The 20,762-nt window shown below is 63.4% G+C and carries 19 protein-coding genes and 1 pseudogene; 10 read left to right on the forward strand and 10 right to left on the reverse strand.

The window, feature by feature from the left end; translation table 11 throughout:
* Both CF70_RS39140 and CF70_RS36835 read right to left on the reverse strand, forming a co-directional pair.
* A partial coding sequence (locus CF70_RS39140; protein ID WP_414629498.1) for a DUF6817 domain-containing protein occupies positions 1-254 on the reverse strand: 254 nt, incomplete at its 3' end.
* On the reverse strand, positions 227-382 hold the full coding sequence (locus tag CF70_RS36835; RefSeq protein ID WP_160172319.1) for a hypothetical protein: 156 nt from the start codon (positions 380-382) through the stop codon (positions 227-229). The genes CF70_RS36835 and CF70_RS39140, both read right to left, overlap by 28 nt.
* Positions 383-578: 196 nt before the next feature.
* On the opposite strand from CF70_RS36835, the gene CF70_RS33000 reads away from it, so the two are divergent.
* The 4 genes from CF70_RS33000 (at position 579) to CF70_RS33015 (ending at position 6,644) form a co-directional block, all read left to right on the forward strand.
* A complete protein-coding gene (locus CF70_RS33000) occupies positions 579-1,097 on the forward strand; it encodes a sigma-70 family RNA polymerase sigma factor (protein ID WP_035875831.1) in 519 nt (172 codons plus the stop codon).
* Positions 1,094-2,113 (forward strand): FecR domain-containing protein, encoded by a 1,020-nt coding sequence (locus CF70_RS33005; RefSeq protein WP_051649369.1) that lies wholly within the window; start codon positions 1,094-1,096, stop codon positions 2,111-2,113. The genes CF70_RS33000 and CF70_RS33005 overlap by 4 nt, the downstream gene beginning before the upstream one ends.
* A gap of 111 nt (positions 2,114-2,224) precedes the next feature.
* Complete coding sequence (locus CF70_RS33010; protein ID WP_081862473.1) at positions 2,225-4,768, forward strand: TonB-dependent receptor; 2,544 nt, start codon at positions 2,225-2,227, stop codon at positions 4,766-4,768.
* A gap of 658 nt (positions 4,769-5,426) precedes the next feature.
* Positions 5,427-6,644 (forward strand): enterochelin esterase domain-containing protein, encoded by a 1,218-nt coding sequence (locus tag CF70_RS33015; protein ID WP_235185318.1) that lies wholly within the window; start codon positions 5,427-5,429, stop codon positions 6,642-6,644.
* Between the two features lie 484 nt (positions 6,645-7,128).
* On the opposite strand, the gene CF70_RS33020 is transcribed toward CF70_RS33015, so the two are convergent.
* Complete coding sequence (locus tag CF70_RS33020) at positions 7,129-7,479, reverse strand: DUF1428 domain-containing protein (protein WP_035875832.1); 351 nt, start codon at positions 7,477-7,479, stop codon at positions 7,129-7,131.
* Between the two features lie 431 nt (positions 7,480-7,910).
* Here CF70_RS33020 and CF70_RS33025 point away from each other — a divergent pair, with 431 nt between their 5' ends.
* Positions 7,911-8,348, forward strand: a complete 438-nt coding sequence (locus tag CF70_RS33025) for a YciI family protein (protein ID WP_035875834.1) — start codon at positions 7,911-7,913, stop codon at positions 8,346-8,348.
* 344 nt (positions 8,349-8,692) lie between these two features.
* Positions 8,693-9,322, forward strand: coding sequence for a hypothetical protein (locus CF70_RS33030; protein ID WP_235185309.1), 630 nt, complete (start codon positions 8,693-8,695; stop codon positions 9,320-9,322).
* A 158-nt stretch (positions 9,323-9,480) separates the two neighbouring features.
* Here the strand turns inward: CF70_RS33030 and CF70_RS33035 are convergent, their stop codons facing one another.
* From CF70_RS33035 to CF70_RS33055, 5 genes are read right to left on the reverse strand one after another with little or no spacing between them, the layout of a single operon-like run.
* A complete protein-coding gene (locus tag CF70_RS33035; protein WP_035875836.1) occupies positions 9,481-10,446 on the reverse strand; it encodes a tripartite tricarboxylate transporter substrate binding protein in 966 nt (321 codons plus the stop codon).
* 25 nt (positions 10,447-10,471) lie between these two features.
* Positions 10,472-11,332 (reverse strand): amidohydrolase family protein, encoded by an 861-nt coding sequence (locus CF70_RS33040; RefSeq protein ID WP_035876071.1) that lies wholly within the window; start codon positions 11,330-11,332, stop codon positions 10,472-10,474.
* A gap of 22 nt (positions 11,333-11,354) precedes the next feature.
* Positions 11,355-12,548, reverse strand: coding sequence for a CaiB/BaiF CoA transferase family protein (locus CF70_RS33045; protein WP_051649394.1), 1,194 nt, complete (start codon positions 12,546-12,548; stop codon positions 11,355-11,357).
* Positions 12,549-12,585: 37 nt separating this feature from the next.
* Positions 12,586-13,587, reverse strand: coding sequence for a tripartite tricarboxylate transporter substrate binding protein (locus tag CF70_RS33050; RefSeq protein WP_035875838.1), 1,002 nt, complete (start codon positions 13,585-13,587; stop codon positions 12,586-12,588).
* A gap of 39 nt (positions 13,588-13,626) precedes the next feature.
* The gene (locus CF70_RS33055) at positions 13,627-14,505 is read right to left on the reverse strand and encodes an HpcH/HpaI aldolase/citrate lyase family protein (protein ID WP_035876076.1); all 879 of its coding nucleotides are present in this window, start codon (positions 14,503-14,505) and stop codon (positions 13,627-13,629) included.
* Positions 14,506-14,599: 94 nt separating this feature from the next.
* Here CF70_RS33055 and CF70_RS33060 point away from each other — a divergent pair, with 94 nt between their 5' ends.
* Positions 14,600-15,472: a LysR family transcriptional regulator gene (locus CF70_RS33060; RefSeq protein ID WP_035875840.1), complete on the forward strand. Its 873-nt coding sequence runs from the start codon at positions 14,600-14,602 to the stop codon at positions 15,470-15,472.
* 150 nt (positions 15,473-15,622) lie between these two features.
* On the opposite strand, the pseudogene CF70_RS36400 reads toward CF70_RS33060, so the two are convergent.
* Positions 15,623-15,763, reverse strand: a pseudogene (locus CF70_RS36400) (IS5/IS1182 family transposase); the annotation flags it as partial.
* A 128-nt stretch (positions 15,764-15,891) separates the two neighbouring features.
* The gene (locus CF70_RS33065; RefSeq protein ID WP_035875843.1) at positions 15,892-16,668 is read right to left on the reverse strand and encodes a GntR family transcriptional regulator; all 777 of its coding nucleotides are present in this window, start codon (positions 16,666-16,668) and stop codon (positions 15,892-15,894) included.
* Positions 16,669-17,051: 383 nt separating this feature from the next.
* Between CF70_RS33065 and CF70_RS33070 the strand changes: the two genes are divergently transcribed.
* Genes CF70_RS33070 through CF70_RS33080 form a run of 3 tightly spaced genes read left to right on the forward strand, consistent with a single transcriptional unit; the run spans position 17,052 to position 20,741 of the window.
* Positions 17,052-18,194: an acyl-CoA dehydrogenase family protein gene (locus tag CF70_RS33070; protein ID WP_051649371.1), complete on the forward strand. Its 1,143-nt coding sequence runs from the start codon at positions 17,052-17,054 to the stop codon at positions 18,192-18,194.
* Positions 18,191-19,678 (forward strand): class I adenylate-forming enzyme family protein, encoded by a 1,488-nt coding sequence (locus tag CF70_RS33075; RefSeq protein WP_035875844.1) that lies wholly within the window; start codon positions 18,191-18,193, stop codon positions 19,676-19,678. The genes CF70_RS33070 and CF70_RS33075 overlap by 4 nt, the downstream gene beginning before the upstream one ends.
* Positions 19,679-19,733: 55 nt before the next feature.
* Entirely contained in the window at positions 19,734-20,741 is a 1,008-nt protein-coding gene (locus tag CF70_RS33080) for a 2-hydroxyacid dehydrogenase (protein WP_051649373.1), read from the forward strand.
* Positions 20,742-20,762 lie beyond the last annotated feature (21 nt).

Below are 20,762 nucleotides of genomic sequence, written 5' to 3' on the forward strand. Positions count from 1 at the left end.
GTTTGCCGCCCGTCGGGCGGTAAACACGGCTTCATGCGCCGGGGACGATATGAAACGGGCCCCCGACCGGCACATCGTAGAACCTTTCTGCGATCAGCAACGCAGAAGAAGTAGACAAGGCGCTCAGCCTCGGTCCCCAACAGGGCGGCAATCTTGCCGTGGCCGGTAAGCGGCAGTGCCCTGGCCGCGAACTCCTCTGTTCCGTAGACGCTGTGAAACGCACCGGCTAGGGAGATGAAGCGGGATTGCCCCAGGCGGCAAGAAGCGCATAGGTGCCGACCAGATGCGCGGACAGCGGGCGCCCATGGTGATTGATATCGTCCGTGCCCAACGCCGACAGGACGTTGCGCAGCCCTGCTACGCCGGTAATCTCACTGCTCATTCTTTGCCCGTCGTCATGTCGACATCCCGCAAATGATAGCTGCGACAGTGGCCATAAATCGCGCAGCCGGAATCCCGGCCGGCGGCGCCTTGCCAGTCCGATAACCCTTCGCGTACAATCCAATGCGAATGATTCTTATCCGCGACAACAGAGGAAAGGCAACAGCCCACGCCCTCCAGGCGGACTCCAAGCCACCATGTCCGCAGCCGAACCCAGCCTCGACCAGGAAATCCACCATCTCTACAGCGACCACCATGGCTGGCTGCGCGGCTGGCTGCGCAAGAAGCTTGGCAACGCCATGGATGCCGCCGACCTGGCGCACGACACCTACCTGCGCGTGCTGGTCTCGGGCGCTGCGCCCCGGCCAGAGCAGTCGCGCCGCTATCTGACGCAGATCGCCAACGGCCTCGTGGTCGACCTCTACCGGCGGCGCCGCATCGAGTCCGCCTATCTGGCCACCATCGCCGACTTGCCCGAGGCGCAGTCACCCTCGCCGGAAACCCGCGCCCTCGTGCTGGAAACCCTGATCGAGATCGACACCATCCTCGACCGCCTGGCGCCCAAGGCGCGCCGCGCGCTGCTGCTATGCAAGCTCGAAGGCCTGAGCTATCGCGAGATCGCCGCGCAACTGCGTGTGTCCGTCTCGTCGGTGGAGAAATACATCGCCAGCGCGCTGGTAGCGTGCTACGCCACGTTGTTCGGCGCCCCGGCATGAAGACCCCAGGCCAGCGGCCCGCGTCCGCCGGCGCGCAGGACGGCATCAAGGACAGCATCGATCCCGAGGTGGTGCAGCGCGCCGCGCAGTGGCTGGCGCGGCTATGGTCCGAGCAGGCCAGCAGCGCCGATGCCGCTGCCTGCGCTGCCTGGCGCGCCGCTGATCCCGCGCACGAGCGTGCCTGGCTGCGCTTGCAGGCGGTGGGCGACAAGCTGCACAGCGTGCCACGCGATGTGGCGCGCGGCACTTTGCTGGCGCCGCCGGGCGCGGCCACCGCGCCAGCCACGCGGCGCCGGGCGCTGAGCCTGCTTGGCCTGTTGACGCTGGTTGGCGGCACGGCCGGCCTGGTGCGCCAGACCGAGACCTGGCAGCTTGCGCTGGCCGACCACCGCACCGCCGTGGGCGAGCAGCGCGAGGTGAAGCTGCCCGACGGCACCCGCATCCTGCTCAATACCGCCAGCGCCATCGACGTGCGCTACGACGACGGCGAACGCCGCGTGGTGCTGCGCGCCGGCGAGATCCTGGTGAGCACCGCCGCCGATCCGGCGCTGGTGTACCGACCCTTCCTGGTGCAGACCCGCGAAGGCACGGCGCGCGCGCTGGGCACCCGCTTCACGGTGCGGCAGCAGGATGGCGTGTCCAGCATCGCGGTGCTGGAAGGCGCGGTGATGGTCCGGCCGGCGCGGCCGGGCGCGCGGGAACAGCGCATCGACGCCGGCCAGCAGACCGAACTGCGCACCGATGCCGCTTCGCCTCCGCAGCCCACCGACGAAGGCACCGCCGCCTGGTCGCGCCGCATGCTGGTGGCCGAACGCATGCGGGTGGCGGATCTCCTCGCTGAACTGGCGCGCTACCGGCCTGGCGTGCTGCGATGCGACGCGGAGGTGGCCGAGCTGAGCGTCAGCGGCGTGTTCCCGCTGTCGGACACCGACCGGGCGCTCGCCAACCTGACGCTGGGGCTGCCGGTGGCGCTGGTCTACCGCACCCGGTACTGGGTCACGGTGCAGGCGCGTTAGGGGGCAGGGCGCACAGGCAAAGTTTTTTTGCGGCATTGAGGGTTTCGGATTCTCGTTCGGAATACCAGAAGAGAACCGACACAAAACCCTTGGCATCGAAAGGATTCCGCCATGCCGTGCAGCCGTACCCCGGCCATCGCGCGCGTTACAAACGCGCTCAATTCCACACTCCGACCCAGCTCAGTCCATTCAATCGAACAAGCCGCAAGCCAGCCCGCCTGCGCGCCACGCCAGATCGCGCTTGCCGCAGCCATCGGGCCGGCCCTGCTGGCTGCCCTGGCACTGGGCCTGGGCAGCGCCGCCATGCCGCAGCGCGTCCACGCCCAGCCCGTGCAGGACGCGGCCGAAGCCAGGCGCGCCTATGACATCGCACCGGGCACGCTGGACCAGGTGCTGAACCGCTTTGCCGGCCGCGCCGGTGTGGAGCTGGCTGCCGATGCGGCGCTCACGCGCGGCAAGACCAGCGTCGGCCTGAGCGGCAGCTTCACGGTGCACGAAGGCTTTGCCCGGCTGCTGGCCGGACATGGGCTGCAGGCCGTGCGCGGCGGCAATGGCACCTATACGCTGCGCCTGGAAGCGCCGCCGCCCGGCTCCGCCAACGTAGTCGAGCTGCCCACGGTGACGGTGAGCGCTGCCGGCGACGCTGCCGAAGCGCTGCCCGAGGCCTACGCCGGCGGCCAGATGGCACGCGGCGCGAGGCTCGGCATGCTTGGCAATGTCGACATGATGGACACACCCTTCAGCGTCAGCAGCTACACCGCGCAGACCATCGAAGACCAGCAGGCCAGCACGGTGGGCGATGTGCTGGTCAACGACCCCTCCGTGCGCTTCACCACCTCGGCCGGGCACATCTACGAGAATTACAGCATCCGCGGCTTCTCGATCAACGCCGATGACCTTGCGCTCAGCGGCATGTACGGCTTGTCGCCAAACGGGCATTCGCCCACCGAGTTCATAGAACGGGTGGAAGTGCTCAAGGGCCCCAGCGCCTTGCTTTCCGGCATGTCGCCCAATGGCGCCGTGGGCGGCGTCATCAACCTGGTGCCCAAGCGCGCCGGCGACGCGCCGCTGACCCGGTTCACCGCGGATTACATCTCCAGCTCGCAATTCGGCGGCCATCCCGCCCGGGGCCGCCGCTATGGCGAGCGCAAAGAGTTCGGCGTGCGCTTCAACGGCGCCTATCGCGACGGCCGCAGCGAGCTGGACGGGCAGAGCAAGAGGCGCGTGCTTGGCGCGCTGGGGCTGGACTATCGCGGCGAACGCCTGCGCCTGTCGCTGGACGCCTACGCCAACGAGGAAGAGATCAGCAACGGCAGCCCCTGGATGGCATCCTTCTCCGGCACCACCGTCGCCAGCCCGCCCAAGACCGGCACCAACCTGCTGCGCGGCACCCACGGCCGGCTGGACAACAAGGCCGCCGTGGTGCGCGGCGAGTACGACTTCAACGACCACATCACCGTCTACGCCGGCGTGGGCGCGCGCGGCTATCGCTACTCCGGCTACATCAACGGCACCCGGGCCGGCAACGTCCTGCCCTCGGGCAACTACACCGGCGCCACCTACAACCAAAACGGCTATATCGACACGCTATCGGCGGAAACCGGGCTGCGGGCGCGGGCGCAAACCGGCCCGGTCGGACATCAGGTCGTGCTGAGCGCCACCATGCTGCAGATGGAGAGCGGCACCATCAACAAGACCAGCGCCAGTTACCCATCCAATATCTACAATCCCTCCACGCCAAAGCTGGCGGCCGATCCGGGCGCCGCGCCGAAGACCGCCGACACCACGCTCACCAGCATCGCGCTGGCCGACACCCTATCGTTTGCGCGCGATCGCGTGCTGCTCACCGCCGGCCTGCGCGCCCAGCGCGTGCAGACCAGGAGCTTCAGCGCCACCACCGGCCTGCAGACCGCCGACTACGACAAAAGTGCGCTTACGCCAGCACTGGGGCTGGTGGTCAAGCCGTGGACCGCGCAGGTATCGCTCTACGCCAACTACATCGAAGGCCTGAGCCAGGGTGACACCGTCACGGATGTGACCGCGAGAAACTATGGGCAGGTCTTCGCGCCGTACAAGAGCAAGCAGATGGAAGCCGGCGTGAAATGGGACGCGGGCGAGATCACCAACACCCTGAGCGTGTTTCAGATTTCCAAGCCAAGCATGCTCAAGGACACGGCAAGCAATACCTACAACGCTGACGGCGAGCAACGGAATCGCGGGGTGGAGTGGAACGTGTTTGGCCAGGTCATGCCCCGGGTGCGGGTGATGGGTGGGGTGACTTATACGCAGGCGCTGCTGACGCATACCGCCAATGGCGCCTATGACGGCAACACTGCCTTTGGCGCACCCAGGTGGGCTGGCAGCGTGGCGCTGGAATGGGACACGCCCTGGGTGCCCGGGCTGACGCTGAATGGCCGCGCGGTGCGCACTAGCTGGCAGTACATCAACTCGGCGAATACGCAGCGGATTCCGGGGTGGACGCGGTTTGACATCGGGGCGCGCTATGCCACGAGTATCCAGAACCGGAAGGTGGTGTTCCGGGCGAGCGTGGAGAACCTGCTCAATCGGAGCTACTGGACGGGCACGTTCAACGATGGGTTTGTCACGCAGAATGCGCCGCGGACTTTCAAGCTCTCCACCACGGTTGATTTTTGAGGGTAGTGGGCATGAACGAACATGAGATGGCGTATCGGTCCGGGATGAAGGGGCTGCAGGGGCTGCGGCACGGGCTGGCAGTGGCTGCGATGGTGGCAGGGTTGGTGCCTGGCTGGGCTGGTGCGAAGGATAGCGGGGCGGCGATGGGCGCAACCAACGCTGGCGCGGCCAAATCCGCAAGTGCCGGTGCCGCGCTTGCAGCAAGCGACCGGCTTGAAGCGGGTGGCAGCGCTAGCGGCGCGTGGCGGCCCGGCAAGCCGGGCGCCCACCGGCNGCCTACCGGCTGCGCCTCGCGCGTGGCGATCTGGTCCAGGGCGGGTTCGAAGGCGTGCCGGCGGCGCTGGATCTGGCGGATGCAAAGGGCCGGCACTTGCGGCGGTTGGCCGGGGCGGGTTTGCCCACGCGGGATTTCATGTTTGTGGCGCCGGAGGATGGGGACTACACGTTGCTGGTGAAGCCGCCCGAAGACGGCGCGGGCAAGCCAGGCGCACAGGGCGATACCGCGGCCCGTTCCGGCACGCCGTTCAAGGTGACCGTTTCAAGCATCGTGCCATTGAAGGCACAGCACGCGCCTGCCGATGCGCCCGAGAGTCCGCGGCTGCGGGCGCTGGCGGGTACGCTGGCCGACGGTGGCGGCAGCGCGGCGTTCTGGGAGGAAATGCGCCGGCAGGGTACGCCGCTGGTCGAGCCGCTGGGCGCACCCGGTGCCCACCGCGCGGAGAATGGCGCGGGCGACGAGGTACTGGTGACCTTCCTGTGGCGCGGCGCCAGCCACGGTGTGCGCTTGTTCGGCAGCCCGGCCGGTGATCACGACGAACTGGCGCGGCTGGGGGACAGCGACGTCTGGTATCGCTCCTATCGCCTGCCTGCAAGCACGCGCCTGAGCTACCAGCTGGCTCCGGATGTGCCGCAGTTCGACGCACCCGCGCCGCAGCGGCGCCGCGCGATCCTGGCCACGGCGCAGCGCGATCCGCTCAATGCGCGGGTGTTTCCGGGTGGCGGTGTCGATGTGTTCCAGGATAAGTCGGTGCTGGAGCTGTCCAAGGCGCCGCCGCAGCCGTGGGTGGAGGCGCGAGCCGGGGTGTCCGTGGGCACGGTGTCGCGGCATCGGTTCGACAGCCGGTTGTTGGGGAACTCGCGCGATGTCTATTTGTACCGTCCTGTCGGATACCGTCCCGGGGCTGACGGGCAGGCGCTGCTGGTTGTGTTTGACGCGCACGCCTATGTGGGCCTGGTGCCAACGCCGGTGATTCTGGACAACCTGATTGCGGAAGGGCGGATTCCGCCGACTGCGGCGATCATTGTCGGCAATCCCAGTGCGGCGGCGCGTGGTGTTGAGCTACCACCCAATCCGATGTTCGCGCGGTTCCTTGCTGAAGAGTTGATGCCGTGGGCGCGGGGGCAGGGTTTGTCGGCACCGGCGGGTAGCACCGTGGTGGCAGGTTCCAGTTTCGGAGGATTGGCGTCGGCCTACGCGGCACTGCGTCATCCGGAGTTGTTCGGCAACGTGCTTAGCCAGTCGGGGTCGTTCTGGTGGGCGCCGACTGAGGGGTCGCAGCTGGGTGCATCTGTGCAGGCGCGCGAGCCTGAGTGGCTGACGCGGGAGTATGTCGCCGCGCCCCGGTTGCCGGTGCGATTCTATCTGGAGGCTGGACTGTTCGAGGGCGCGCGCGGGCCGGGCGGCATTCTTTCTACATCGCGGCATTTGCGTGATGTGCTGTTGGCCAAGGGGTATTCCGTGCGTTTTGGGGAGACTGCCAGCGGGCATGATTATCTACACTGGCGGGGGTCGCTGGCGTGTGGTTTGTTGGCCTTGATCGGGAATGAGAAGGCGGTCGGGGCAGCCTGGCCTGCCTGTGTAGCGCGAGAACAGTAAATGCAGGAATTCCCTGAAATCGGCTGGCGACGCTGATTGATTTCTTTTCATTGCTATCCGGGAATCCACCGGTTATCCAAAAACAAGGGTGACCGGGTGTGGAAACCCGATTTCGTCACAAGCGGACTGCCGCTTTCCGCGGCAATTTTTTCGTCCGTTGCGTTCGCACACGCCTATCAGTTTTCTATGGCGGGCCGGGCGGGGCAGCCTTCGGGCTGGCCGGATCTTGTGACGCCGGTTTTCCACCCCCGCTGCGGGCCCGCCACCCTCACGTGGAAATGAGCGGCGGGCCTTCCATTACGTCTCTCCTGGCTTCATCGCGCACCAACATGGCAATCCACTGCGGTGGACACAACGTGGGCCGCGCCGCGCCCAGCAGGAACTCCCGCCTGCGGCTCTGCTGGTTGAACGAGCCATCGGAATGGCGGCTGGCGTAGCCTGGCTAACCGACCCGGCGACCCGGCGACCCGGCGTAGCCGTCCGGCTAAGCGTCCACGATCATCTCGAAGCCGCCAAAGATCATCCGCTTCCCGTCGAACGGCATCGGCTCGTCCATCTTCAGCCGCGGATCGGCCATGGCGGCCTTCATGCCCTCGTCGCGCACCTTGCGCGATGGCCACAGGATCCAGGAGAAGACCACGGTCTCGTCCTTCTCCAGCTTCACGGCCATCGGGAACGAGGTGAGCTTGCCCTCGGGCACATCGTCGCCCCAGCACTCGACCAGGCCCAGCGCGCCATGGGCCTTGAACACCGCCGCCGCAGCCTCGGCGTGCTGGCGATAGGTCTCCCGCCTGGCGGTGGGCACCGCGAGAACAAATCCATCGATGTAATTCATGTCCGATCTCCTTTGGGATTGTTTGCAAATTGGCGCGCAACAAGTGCCGCCATGCAGACGACGAATCAGGGGTGTCAGTCTCGACACGCTGCGGGAAGAATTCTCAATATGGGCGGGGGGCTGGCCGCGGGCGCTCGCGCTTGCCGCCTGCCGGCGTTCGGTGTGATGAATGTGACACTGCGGTGCTGCCGCGCAACCTCTGCCCGCACGGCGCGCCGGTGCGCAAAAACAACTCCGGCGCGAAAGCGGGCCAGCCGCCACGGCCCGTATCCGCGCCGTCGGTGACGGACCTGGCCACACGTGGCCCGGATTTTCCGAAGGCGGTGTCGATTTCCGGTATCCCGGTTCGTCGTAGTATCAGAGCCGCCCGTCTATCCTGAATTGAATTCGGGGCGGTGCGGCTCCGGCAATCCGATCAAGGAGAAACGGCGATGCGTGTCATGGTGATGGTGAAGGCCACGAGCCAGTCAGAGGCCGGCAAGATGCCCGGCACGGAGTTGCTTACGGCCATGGGCAACTTCAACGAAGAACTCGTCAAGGCCGGCGTGCTGCTTGCGGGCGAAGGCTTGCACCCGAGCGCGAGGGGCAAACGGGTGCGCTTTTCTGGCAGCCAGCGGACCGTGATCGACGGACCGTTCACGGAAACCAAGGAACTCGTTGCCGGGTTCTGGCTTTGGCAAGTGAAGTCCATGGACGAGGCCGTCGAATGGGTCAGGCGCTGCCCCAACCCCATGGAAGGGGAGTCCGAGATCGAAATTCGCCCGGTCTTCGAGGCCGACGATTTCGGCGCGGCGTTTACCCCCGAGCTGAGGGCCCAGGAGGAACGCCTGCGCGCGCAGGCCGAAGACGCGGCGAACAGGCCGCGGTAAGGCGAGCAGGCGCAAAGGCGCGCAAGCGGCGCCTTGCCGGCCAGGACAGGTGCCGGGTCCTGGCTTGCGACTCAGTTTGCTATTCCTGTCGTTCAGGAGGAGGAGAGGGAAAAGCAATCGCCGCCCTTCCCTGGGCCGGAGTTCCGCAAGCATCATCAACTATTGTGCGCCAGCGCACATTACGCACCGCTGGCAAATAAGATTTGCTATACGCTTTTACCTTGGAGCTATCGACATTGCATCCATTTATGAAACCCTGGTAAAACCTGCGAGGTCATACCGTGGCGAAGCGGCTTCGATTTGACAGGGGCGTTGGCCTCAAAGATTTTCGTAGTGTAGTTCCGATGCAGGCGATTGCCGAGATCAACGAGGCCATTGATACGTCGCCTGGCAACGTGTCGGAACGCCCACATCCAGAGGCCATAGCGGAAATCCTGCGTCGTGGCGACGCATTCCGGCAACTCGAGGAGACCGCCTGCGCGGATACGCGCGCTATGGCGGCCAGGGCTGTCCCGGGAGTATTACGTCCGGAACCCGTGCACGTGATTCGTTGCGCGGACCCGGTAAGGCGGAGGGACAGTCATTGCCGCCATTACGATTCCCATCTGCTGACGATGCTGATTCCGCTAAAACTGGCGCCGGATTGTGCCTGCAACGGTGACCTGCTCATGTATCGGCGCCCCCGTCTGTCGGTCTCCACGCTGGGCAATGTGATGTGCAAGGTTACCCATGGCATCCATCGCAAGCTACCGTTCGAGTGGCGGAAGTGGATGACGCTGCACGATCTGCGTCGAGGCCACTGCGCGCGCGTGCCGGTGCAGCTTGGCAGTGTCTACGTATTCAACGGTTTTGCGCTGAAGCACTCTAACCTCGATGTGGAGATGGGGCAGCGGCGCTCGCTGCTGATCCATTACTACGATCCCGGCCACTCGCTCGGCCTGAGCGAGTTGGTGCGGCGTGTGCGCGGGGTCTGAGTTTGTCTCGGAGGCCGCGCACGGGCGCTTCAGTTCGGCCTCTGTGCGCTCGCCACATACGATGCAGGTGAGAGCGGCGCTTCCCGGGGAAGGGTGGCCACCCGCGAGCCCTGTGGAAGCAGGTGTCCGTGAGATGGCGACGCTCAAAGTGAGGCCGTCTATTCGACCCGGATCCCGCGTGCCTTGACAAGGGTGTGCCAGCGCAGTGATTCGCCTTGCAAAAAGCTCTTGAACGCCTGTGGAGAGTTCCCGACCGGGTCGAGTCCGGCTTGCTGCAGCCTGGCACGCACGCCCGGATCCGCGACAGCCTTCTGCACGGCGCCTGCGATGGCTTGCACGCGATCCTGCGCGGTGCCCTTCGGCAGGAACACGCCATTCCATTCGAGCACTTCATAGTCCGGCATGCCGCTTTCCGCAAGGGTGGGCGTATTGGGCAATCCCTGTATCCGCTTCCTGGATGTCACCGCAAGCGCCTTGAGCTTGCCGCTGGTGACGTATTGCAGCGTGGACGCCGTGTTCCCGAAATAGATCGCAACCTGTCCTCCCATCACATCGGTGAGCGCTGGCGCACCGCCCTTGTATGGGATATGGAGCAACTCGATCTTCGCCTGCTCGTTGAACATCTCGGCGGCAAGATGCGATCCGGTCCCCGCGCCGGCGGACGCGTAGGTCAGCTTGCCGGGCGTCTTCCTTGCCGAGGCGATCAGGTCAGCGACGGTCTTGTAAGGCGCATTCGCGGCAACCACGAGGATCTGCGGCGCAGTCGCCACCAACGAGACCGGAATGAAATCGCTGGCAGGATCGAATGGCAGCTTGCGCAGTGCACCGTTTACCGCGAATGCCGAGGCGTCATAGAGGACGGTGTAGCCATCGGGCGCGGCCTTGGCCACCGCGTCGGCGCCGATGACACCGCCGGCGCCCGGCTTGTTGTCGATCACGATCGTCTGCCCGAGGATCTCCCCCATTTTCTGCGCGACGACACGCGCCGTATTGTCGGCGCCGCCGCCCGCCGAATAGGGCACCACCATGCGAATCGGCTTGTCGGGGAATGCCATGGCGCAAAGCGGCATCGAGGCAGCCATGATCGCCAGGCCTTTGCAAAGCCCCTGCAGGGTTCTTCTCATCTTGTCTCCTTCAAGTCCGGCCGGCTTACGCGGCCTCGAATCCATACAGCAAGGCAGGGTTGTCCACCAGTATCTTGCGGCGGATTTCCTGGCTGCCTGCCCATTGGGCAAGCAAGTCGTACAGCAAGGCATCGTCGGGCTTGTGCCACGCCTCCGTGGGGTGAGGCCAGTCGCTGCCCCAGACGAGCCGTTCCGGGGCCGCTCCCACCCATGCCTTCGCCACCGGATCCATGTCGTCGTAATGCCGGGCCGCGCCGACAAGGGAGTCGAGGTATGCGCCAGACAACTTCAGCCAGGCTTTGCCTCGATCCAGCAGATCAGACACGACCGCGAACGCGGGATGCGCCGTTCCTCCGGGGAGCGGCATGCGGGCCAGGTGGTCGAAGACCAGGGGCGCGCGCAGCCGCGCCAGCAGGTCGCGGTGTCCAACGATCTGGTCGGCGGTCCAGTGCAGTTGCAAATGCCATCCGAACTCGGCGATGCGGTTTGCCAGCGGCTCCACCATGTCGAACCCTACAACGGCATGCATGTCCGTATAAAGGGAGAAGCGAATCCCCCGGATACCTCCCGCGTGGAGGACATGCAAGGCCTCGTCAGTGGCGTCCGGGCGTACCACGGCGATTCCGCGGGTACTGGCCGGGCCCAACCGCTGGATGGCATCGAGCGTACAACTGTTGTCTGTCCAATAGGCGCGTGGCTGTACCACGACGGCGCGGCTGGTCCCGATCAGCGCCTGAACGCAGCGGTACTCCTCCACCGTCGCATCCGCCACGATCGGTGCAACGGCTGTGAAGCGTGGATCGTAGATATGCAGATGGGAGTCGCAGGCATTTGCGAGTGCCGCGCTGACCGGGACCGTGGTGGCCGAACTGTTCGGCACCTGCACGGCAGCGCCGCCATGCGTGGAATCAGGCATTCCGCCCCAGCCTGTCCGCTGCGTCGCGGACCATTTCTCCGTGTTGATCGAGCACGGGTGCGGCGAATGGCTCCGGGCCGGGCGTGCGGCCGAATTTGACGCCACGCGTGAAGCCGCGATAGCGGCCAACCACCGGATGGTCGAATGTCGTGATCATTTCCTCCGCGGCCACCTGGGGGAAGTCGAACATGTCCTCGACCGACCGCGCCGCCGCGCATGGTACTTCTTCGCCGAACGCGGCTTCCCAATCCAGGGCCGTGCGTTGCTGTAACGCGGCATGCAGTTTGGGGACGATCTCATCATGGTGCTCGGCACGCTTGCGCACGCTGTCGTAGCGATCGGTCGACAACAACGCAGTCAGACCGGTCTTCTCGCACAGCGCCTTCCAGAAGTGCGGGGTGTTGGCGGAGATATAGAGATAGCCGTCCCTGGTGGGATGGATGCCGGTGATCCCGCCGGAACGCATGTCGCGTCCCACATCCCTGGGCTCCGAATCGGCCCATACCATCCGGGCGGACTGCATGGTCAGCGCCGCGCGAAGCAGGGACACGCCGACATATTGCCCCTCGCCGCTCTTTTCACGCTCGTAGAGCGCTGAGGCAACGGCGCCGGCCACGAGGGCCGCCGCATAGTAGTCGACCACGGAGCCGTAGAGAATTTCCGGCGGGCCGCCACGCTTGCCTTGCAGCGTGCACATGCCGGTCATCGTCTGCAGCACCTGGTCATAGCCAGCCTTGTCCTTCAGCGGGCCCGTTTCGCCATATCCCGTGACGGCGCAGTAGATGAGGCGCGGATTGACGGCGCGGAGCTGCTCGTAGCCAATGCCGAGCCGGTCCGGGACGCTGGGGCGGAAGTTGTGCACAAGTACATCCGCGTTGCGCACCAGCGCAAGCAGCCGGTCCAGGTCGGCGGGATCCTTCAGGTCGAGTGCGACGCCGAGCTTGCTTCGGTTGACGCCGAGGAACGCCCGGCTCTCGGCCTCCAGCGTCGAAGGATACTTGCGCAGGTTGTCGCCCACGGGAGGCTCGATCTTGATCACGTCCGCGCCCTGATCCGCGAGCAGCGAGCAGCCGTACGGCCCCGCGATATAAGCGCTCAGGTCAAGCACGCGCACGCCGGTCAGCGGGCCGGACGGCCCCGTTCGGGTTGCGCCGAATGCGCCGAATGCGCAGTCTCCGACAGTCATGTTGGTTTGCATACAGCCTCCGGATTCAACTGGACATTCAGTCCGCGACAATGTTCTGCTGCCCGGCAAGCTGCTTCCACCTGGCAACATCGGCAGCGATCGTCTCTGCGAACTGTTTGGGAGTGCCGGGCTTTGCCTCGGCGCCTTCGCTGAGGATCGCTGCCTTGACGGATGGCTTTGCCAGAGCCTTGTTCACGGCCGCGTTGAGCCGCGCAATGACTGCCTCCGGCGTTCCCGCGGGCGCGAGAAAGCCCCACCAGAGTTCAAACTCGTAGCCGGGAACGGCGCTCGCCATGGGTACCAGGTCGGGTGCGATGGGGCTTGGTTTCAGGCTGGTAATGCCTACTGCCCGGACCTTGCCGGCCCTGACCATGGGCAGCAGCGATGGTCCGCTTGAGATCAGCACCTGCGTCTGGTTGCCGATCAGGTCAGTGATGGCGGGTCCCATGCCCCGGTAGGGGACATGCGTGATAGCGAGCTTTCCGGCCTTGGCCTTGAGCAACTCGGTGCCGAACTGATTGACGCTCCCTGGCCCGGAAGACGCATAGTTGAATTTGCCCGGATTCGCCCGGATCGCGTTCACCAGGTCCTGCGGACTCCTGGCAGGGAACGCATTGCTGACAGCCACGATGAATGGGCCCTGGGCCAGCATCGCTACCGGGGAGAAGCTCTTGATCGCGTCATAGGGCAGTTTGCTCTGCACCGCCGCGTTGGTCGTCATGCTCGAGGACACCGCGACCAGGGTATAGCCGTCCGGGGCCGCCTTCGCCGCGATGCCGGTCCCCGTGTTGCCGCTCGCACCGGGCCGGTTGTCGATGATCACGGGCTGCTTCAGGTCCTCGCCGATCTCCTTCGCCACGATCCGCGCGAAGGTATCGTTCGAGCCGCCGGGCGGGTAGGGAACGACGATGGTGACGGGCCTGGACGGATACGCGCTCTCCGCGCCCGCGTGAGGCGAAGCAGCCAGCGAGCCGACCGTGGCGAGTGCGGCTATCAGCGCGAAGCGTCCTGTGGCCCCGCTTGAAGATGACGTGTTCATGGTTTGTCTCCTGTCAGTCTGATTTTTTTTAAAGTCCGGTCAGGCAGCGATCAGCCCCAGCCGCTTGCCGATATCGACAATGGCCTGCGCACGCCTGACAAAGGGTGGGTCGATCATCTTTCCATCAACGACGTAGGCCCCGATCCCTTTTGCATGCGCCTCGGCGGCGGCCGCCACAACCCGCATCGCATGCGCGATCTCTTCGTCGGACGGGCGATACACTTCGTTGGCCAGCGCGATCTGGCTCGGGTGGATGCAGCTTTTGCCAAGAAAGCCCATCCGCATGGACATCTCCGCCTCGGCACGGAAGCCTTCGGTATCCCGAATGTTGGCGAACACCGTGTCGTAGGCAAAGACGTTGGCCTCTCCCGCGGCCATTCGCACGGCGAACATGGCCGTTGCGATGGCCGCGGGATTGCGCCGGTGAATGCCGATGGGTTCGAAGAGATCTCCAAGCCCGAGTTGAAGGCCGGCGACGCGTGGATGCGCGCTTGCCAGTTCGGCAGCGCGGCGCAACGCCGCCGGCGATTCGATATTGAGCAGCAACCGGACTTCGGTGTCGGCCTCGGTAAAGCCGTTGGCCCGTTCCGCTTGTTCGACTGCCTCAGCCGCGTGCCGGACGTCGTCGGCGGTCTCCGGCTTGGGCACGTTGACCAGATGCAATCCTGGCACTACGACTGCGGCAAGATCCGCTTCGAAATGCCCCGTGGCAATGCCATTGACGCGAACGATGAGCGTCTTGCCGGCGCTCCGCGCCTCGCCGGAGCGCAGGAGGCGTGACAGGAGGGATCGGGCTTCGGCTTTCCTGTCTTCGGCAACGGCATCCTCCAGGTCGAATGACAGCGCGTCCGCATCGCTTGCCAGCGCTTTCGGGAAAAACTCGGGGCGCGAACCGGGGACAAACAGCTTGCTTCTCATGGCCAACACCTAGCTCTGTGGGATGAGATGCAGTGTCGTGCTATCCACAACAAAGATAAACTATGCTTTTCTACGTTCGCTCAATAGAAACTCTATGGAAACCGCCTATCTGAAAGCCTTCGCCCTGGTAGTCGAGACCGGCTCGCTGGCCGAGGCTGCAAGGCGGCTTGACGTCACCCCGGCGGCAATTTCCCAGCAGATTCAGGTGCTTGAGCGGGAACTCGGGACCCGGCTACTGGGACGGGCCGGCAGGACGGTGGCGCCCACGGAGTCCGGGAGCCGTCTCGCAGAACGATGCGGTCCCCTGCTCAGGGAAGTGGACAGCCTGAAAGGATGGATCAGCCAGGCCGATGAAATTCGCGAGCTTCGTATCGGGACGATCAATACCGCGCTCCACAGCCTCCTGCCAGACGCGTTGGCGCGCTTCACAGCCGAACACCCGCGCGTGTCTGTCTACATACAGTCGGCGATGTCGAGCGAGTTGTATGACGCGGTCAAGCGTTCGGATCTCGATGCCGCCGTCTGCCTGCATCCGCCCTTTTCGATGCCGAAGGCGATTGCATGGGAACTGCTTCGCCAGGAACCGTTGGTCGTGCTCGCTGCGGAGCGTGACAAGAAGGCTGACCCCCACGAGCTTCTGCGAACCAGGCCGCTCATCCGATATGACAGAACCCTTGGCGGCGGGAAGCAGGCAGACGAATACCTGCGCAAGGCCGGCATTGCCCCGTCGCAAGAGCGCTTCGAACTCAGTTCCCTGCTCGCGATCGCGATGATGGTGGATCGCGGCCTGGGCGTGTCGCTGGTCCCGGACGTCGCGTCTCCGCTGACGTCGGCGCTGCACATTGCCAAGATCTCGCTGCCCTCGGAACCGGAACCGCGCCGGTTCGGTGTGCTATGGCAAAGGACGTCGCCGCGTGCCCGTCTGATCGGATCGTTCCTTGAGCAGGCTCGCCTCGCGGCCCGATGATGAACAGGCCTTGCGCCGGAGATGTGCAGGCCGATCAGGTTCATCCGGATCGGCTTGCAGCGGCCGTCAGCGCCGCGCGGCAGCCGCTCAGGCTGTCTTGCGGCCTTCAACCGGGTATCCGGGATCGGTATAGCCCGGTGTCGATGAAATTTTCGCGTGCAACCGCTGACGATGCGGCTCAGAGTCGTAGCCACGGTCTGCGTAGATGACTTTGGGCTTCAGAAGCGGGCGGCCATGCACGCCGTGAATTGGTGGGGTCGCGTCAACGAGCGGCAGCAATTGGGTGTCGTCAAGACGGGATCATCGTGCTCTTACCGTGCAAACGGGGGGCGGTTGATACCCCGTTTCCACCGTCCGATTTTCGGGCCATAGAAGTGCGCTGAAGGGTGTTCCGTCGCTCAATGATCCGAGAACCAGCCTTAATTATTCAAGTGCAGGGTTGTTTGGTGTTTATATAGGAGCCCGTTATAAAAACCGTCGGCATAGAGGATCAACTCGCCGGAACCATTGCGGAACCAGCGTTGGATACGAAGGCCAGGGGTGCCGTTCTTGACCTGCAGCGCACGAGCCAGATGTCCCCTTATATTGAATGCACTGACTGTCTGCTGGATGTCGGACGGACGATCGCCGAATTGTTGCCCAATCTGCTCGATAAAGATGACAACGGGGGAGATCCGATTGAGGTGGAGATCTTGAGCGACGCCCGAGTACATGGGATGAATCCATAGATGGCTAAGCATCGCCGGCGCCTCCTTGTTACCGCTTGTCCAGCGTAGGACTTCAAGGTGCCGCCAGTGTTGACCAACGGTGCAACCAATGGTGTTAGCCAGCGTCGGATCAGCAGCGATATCGGCGCTTGCGGTGATCATCTGCTGACCGCCTTCGGCGAGTTGAACAAGATCACCTAGCGACGTCAGCCTTATGGTCTGCTGGTCTTCGACTCTGTCTGCGATTACGCGCGTTCCGATCGGCCTCTGCTTTCGAACATATCCTCGGTCCTGCAGCGCGCGTAGCGCAGAGCGAACTGTGAAACGGCTAACGCCGAACATCGCGCATAGGGCTTCCTCTGTGGGCAAGAGAGATTCCAGCGGATATCGGCCGCTGCGGATATCAGCGAGGAGCGACTGCGCCAGCAACAGGTGTTTGGGCGGGCGGGATCCGAGATTGTCCAGGCTGGAATGTGGCGTGGGATTCATCACCGATGCTCCTCGCCCGGACGAGCGTTCGTTACCAACCGGATCGCAAGGGCGGTCCTTTGGCGGTAGTGCGACCGAGCCGCGCAGCCGAAGCCGTGTTCGAGGTCACCCCCGTTCCTGCTTGGTACATGTGCTGGTATAGAGGGCCGGGCTCGCGGGTACGTCATGCTGTGTTGAATATGTTTCACGGTCGTCGCGTTAGCGAATGTTGAGGTAAGCGTCCGGGGAGTCGAAGTGGCCATCCATCGGATGGTCACCAGTTTCGTTCGTCGCCGAACGAAAGGCGATGTTAGCGTTAACCACAGTCTTGACGCCACATACGCTTCTTCCTATCATAGTCCGGACAATCAGATGATAAACGAAACCACCAACGAGACACAGCAATGAATCTGGAACTACGTCTGAAAGACCCGGCCTGGGCTTCCTCCGCAATCGAGAGCATTCGGGAGTTTGCTGGGGTCATCCAGGGCGACATGGCCAAGGCAGCACGTGAGGGCGTGTTTCCTCGCCACGCGTTCAATGAACTCGGGCGGCGAGGCCTTCTCGGAATGCTTACCCCGCGGGAGTACGGGGGGGCGGGTTTCGGTGTGCCTGAGTACTGCCTGGTGGAGGAGGAATTGGGCCGCTATGGCCTGGTAAGTGGGCAGACGCAGGCCCAGGGCGAACGCTGGCTAAACGACTGGGGAACACCGGAGCAGAAAGCGAAGTACCTCCCCGGACTCGCTAACGGGAGCATCCTGTTTTCTGAATCGATATCCGAACCATCCGCCGCCTCATCCTTGAAAAATCTTCAGACTACCGCGAGGCGTGAAGGTGGCGGGTGGGTCATTAGCGGAGAGAAGTGCCACATCAACATGGGTGTCGAGAGTGACCTCACGCTCGTCTACGCGATGGCTCCGGAAGGGCTGACAGCATTTCTTGTAGATACGGATCAGCCTGGTGTTCGGCGCGAACATACCCATCCCATCGGACTTCGCTATTCGCCGACAGCGAACATGTACTTTGATGATGTTCGCGTTGGAGGCGGCGCGATCCTTGGCGAGGTAGGCGAGGGCCTTGCAACCTTTGTGTCCACCTTTAATGTGAGCCGTCTAGGGAACGCGTCCGCGCTGATCGGTATAGCGCGGCGTGCTCTGGCCGAAGCCTCGAGATACGCGGTTACCCGCCCGGTCGGGTCCGCTGTTGTCACAGACTTCCAGGGGAACCAATGGACGATTGCGGAATGCTATGCGGAGATCCACGCCGCGGTTTTGGCCCGTGATCACGCAGCCAACCTCGCACAACAAGGTCGCGAGCACGCGATGCAGACAAGTGTCGCGAAGCATCTCGCGATCAAGGCCGCCGAGCGAGTTGTGAGCGACGTCTACGCCTTGATCGGTGGCTATGGTTTGTATGAGGAGCAAAACTTCGGCCAGTACATGCTCGACGTGAAACTGCTGCGCGTGGCGGGTGGATCGAGTGAAATCCTCAAGAATCACGTCGCAAAATGCATCCTGAAGGACGCTCAACTGATGGGGCTGGCATGAACAATCTCACCGAGCTGATTGAGGTCGCAGCCTTCGATCGTCCCGACGCATCCTTCGGTACCTTTTCACAGAACGACTCGTTGCATCGATTTGTTGAGCGGGCTCGAACAGTCGCGGCTCAGCTTCGCGATGCCGGCTTCCGGCGAGGAGACCTCGTAGCTTTCGTCGGTCCTAATAGCGCGGGGTACCTTGTTACATGGATGGCAGCCCAGTTCGTGGGGCTGCAGACGGCATTGATTAACCCGTCATATCCCGATGAATTGCTTGGCGCGATGCTCGACAATCTGGGCGCGCGTGCCATCTTCTGGCTGGGCCGCAGTCCAGGAGGATTGGTTGACAGGACTGAAGCACAGTTGGATTTGACGGGAGCATGGCAAGGTGAAGTTTCCGTGCAAAGGCCCCTCCTCTCCCGCGGCGTCCTGGTGTCCGATAGCGATGGACGCTGCGCAGACCCCGCCGACGTAGCGGCCTATATCCATACATCGGGAACGACCGGACTGCCGAAGTTCTGCGCGCTTAGCCATGGCTATTTCATTCGGTTGGGCCGCTTTATTGCCGATTCGCATGGGCTCTCACATTACGACAGGGTCCTCTCGCCGTTGCCGATGTTCCACATCAATCCGATGGGGTATGGCGTCGTGGGTTCGCTCACGGCGCGAGCGTCGTTGCTTTCGATGGATCGCTTCCAGGCGCAAGATTTCTGGTCGCTGGCCAAGGCGCACCACATTACCGCGATGATATTGCATCAGCCGCCGGCAAATCTGTTGATGGCCAAAACGACGAGAGCGGAAGCACAAGGTCACCAGATCCGAATAGCCTTCGGGTGCGTGCCAGATTTTCTTGAAAAATTTGATATTCCGATCGGTGTGACGGGGTATGGATCAACGGAAGCTGGCGGACTTTGTCATACGCGCATCGTGCGTCCGGACGACGCCGAATTTCCGCCGGAAGGTCCGTCCAGCATGGCAGGCCAGCCCCGTTCAGATGTCGAATATCGCATAGCCGATGACGGCGAAATCTGGGTGCGCGGGTTGCATCATCAGACCTTGTTCTCAGGGTATCTACGAGATGGAGAGATACTGGCTCAGACCGACGCCGAAGGATGGTTCAGGACAGGAGATCGTGGGCGTCAGGACTCGTGTGGAAATCTCATCTTTATTGAGCGAATGAGTGATTCAATTCGCGTTAATGGCGAGTATGTCCCGATCGGATTTGTTGAGGAGCGGTTGAAGCGGGTCACGTCTCTCGGCGAGTTCGCACTTTGGCGGACAGATTCCCCGGCGCGCGGACACGAGGTCGTGCTCTACACGACCGCGCATCATGTCATCGAGTCCGAAGTGCATGCGGCGCTATTTGATTTGCCGAAATATATGCACCCCACGCAGCTCATTCGGATTGAGAAGCTTCCTCTGGACACCGGAGTCGGTAAGGTACAGCGGCGATTGCTCAATGACCAACCGCGAATCAGTGAAGTTGAGCTTTGAAAAACCGAACGTCATCGAGCAATCTCTTGCAATGTGAAACCAAAGGAAGCCGCCAATGTTACGCGTGGTATTGACAGGAGAGTATGGGAAAGTTTTTCTTGACCCGGTGAAGCATGCCGTAGGCCAGGAGAGTGTTGTAGACCTCTGGCTGCCATCCGAAGGTGCTGAGCGGATGGTGGAGATCGCAAGGGAAGCTGAAGTGATTGTCGCATCGGCCGAGTGGGTACTCCACGAGAAACGAACGCTGGTGAAACGAACGCTCCAGAATGCCGAGAAACTCAAGCTGATACTGGTGCCATTTTCCGGAATGGACTGGCTCGATCGGGCATGGTTGCCTGCGGGATCAGTGGTCTGCAACACGAATGTCGGCATCGACCCTATTGCGGAGTACGTGATGCTCGCGATGCTGCAGTCAGCTATACCCCTACGGGAGATGGATAGCGAGTTGCGTGCAGATCGCTGGGGGTGGGGAGGTGCCTCGGTGCTTGGCCGCAAACATCATGAGCTTCAGGGGCGCACCATCGGACTGGTGGGGTACGGCCGTATTGGCCACCGCGTAGCGGAGTTAAGCAAGGCTTTCAGAATGCGAGTCATTGCTGTCAGCCGCAACCCGGGGATCGATCACAGTCTCGAGTGGTACAAGGGGACCGATAGTCTCGACGATCTGCTGGCGCAAAGTGACTATGTTCTTTTGTCCGTACCCGGAGGGCCAGAGACACAAGGATTGATCGGCGCGGCACAACTGGCGTGCATGAAAGCAGACGCAGTCCTGATCAATATCGCGCGAGGATCTGTCGTTGACGAAGATGCGCTGTACGAGGCATTGCGTGAGAAGCGAATCCGCGGCGCTGTGATCGACACCTGGTACCGCTATCCGGAGGCGGGCGAGAAGATTTGCCCACCGGCGACGCGGCCATTCGCTGACCTCGACAACGTCGTCATGACTCCACATGCGGCGGGCTGGACGGAGGAACTCGAAGCTCGTCGAATCAGCGCCATTGTTGCCAACGTAACGCGATTTATGTCTGGCGATGCACTCTTCGACATTTACCTGCGCGCATGAGCGGGCCAATCCTACGATACG

The sequence above is a fragment of the Cupriavidus sp. SK-3 genome (assembly GCF_000611145.1).
In the GTDB taxonomy this organism is placed as follows: domain Bacteria; phylum Pseudomonadota; class Gammaproteobacteria; order Burkholderiales; family Burkholderiaceae; genus Cupriavidus.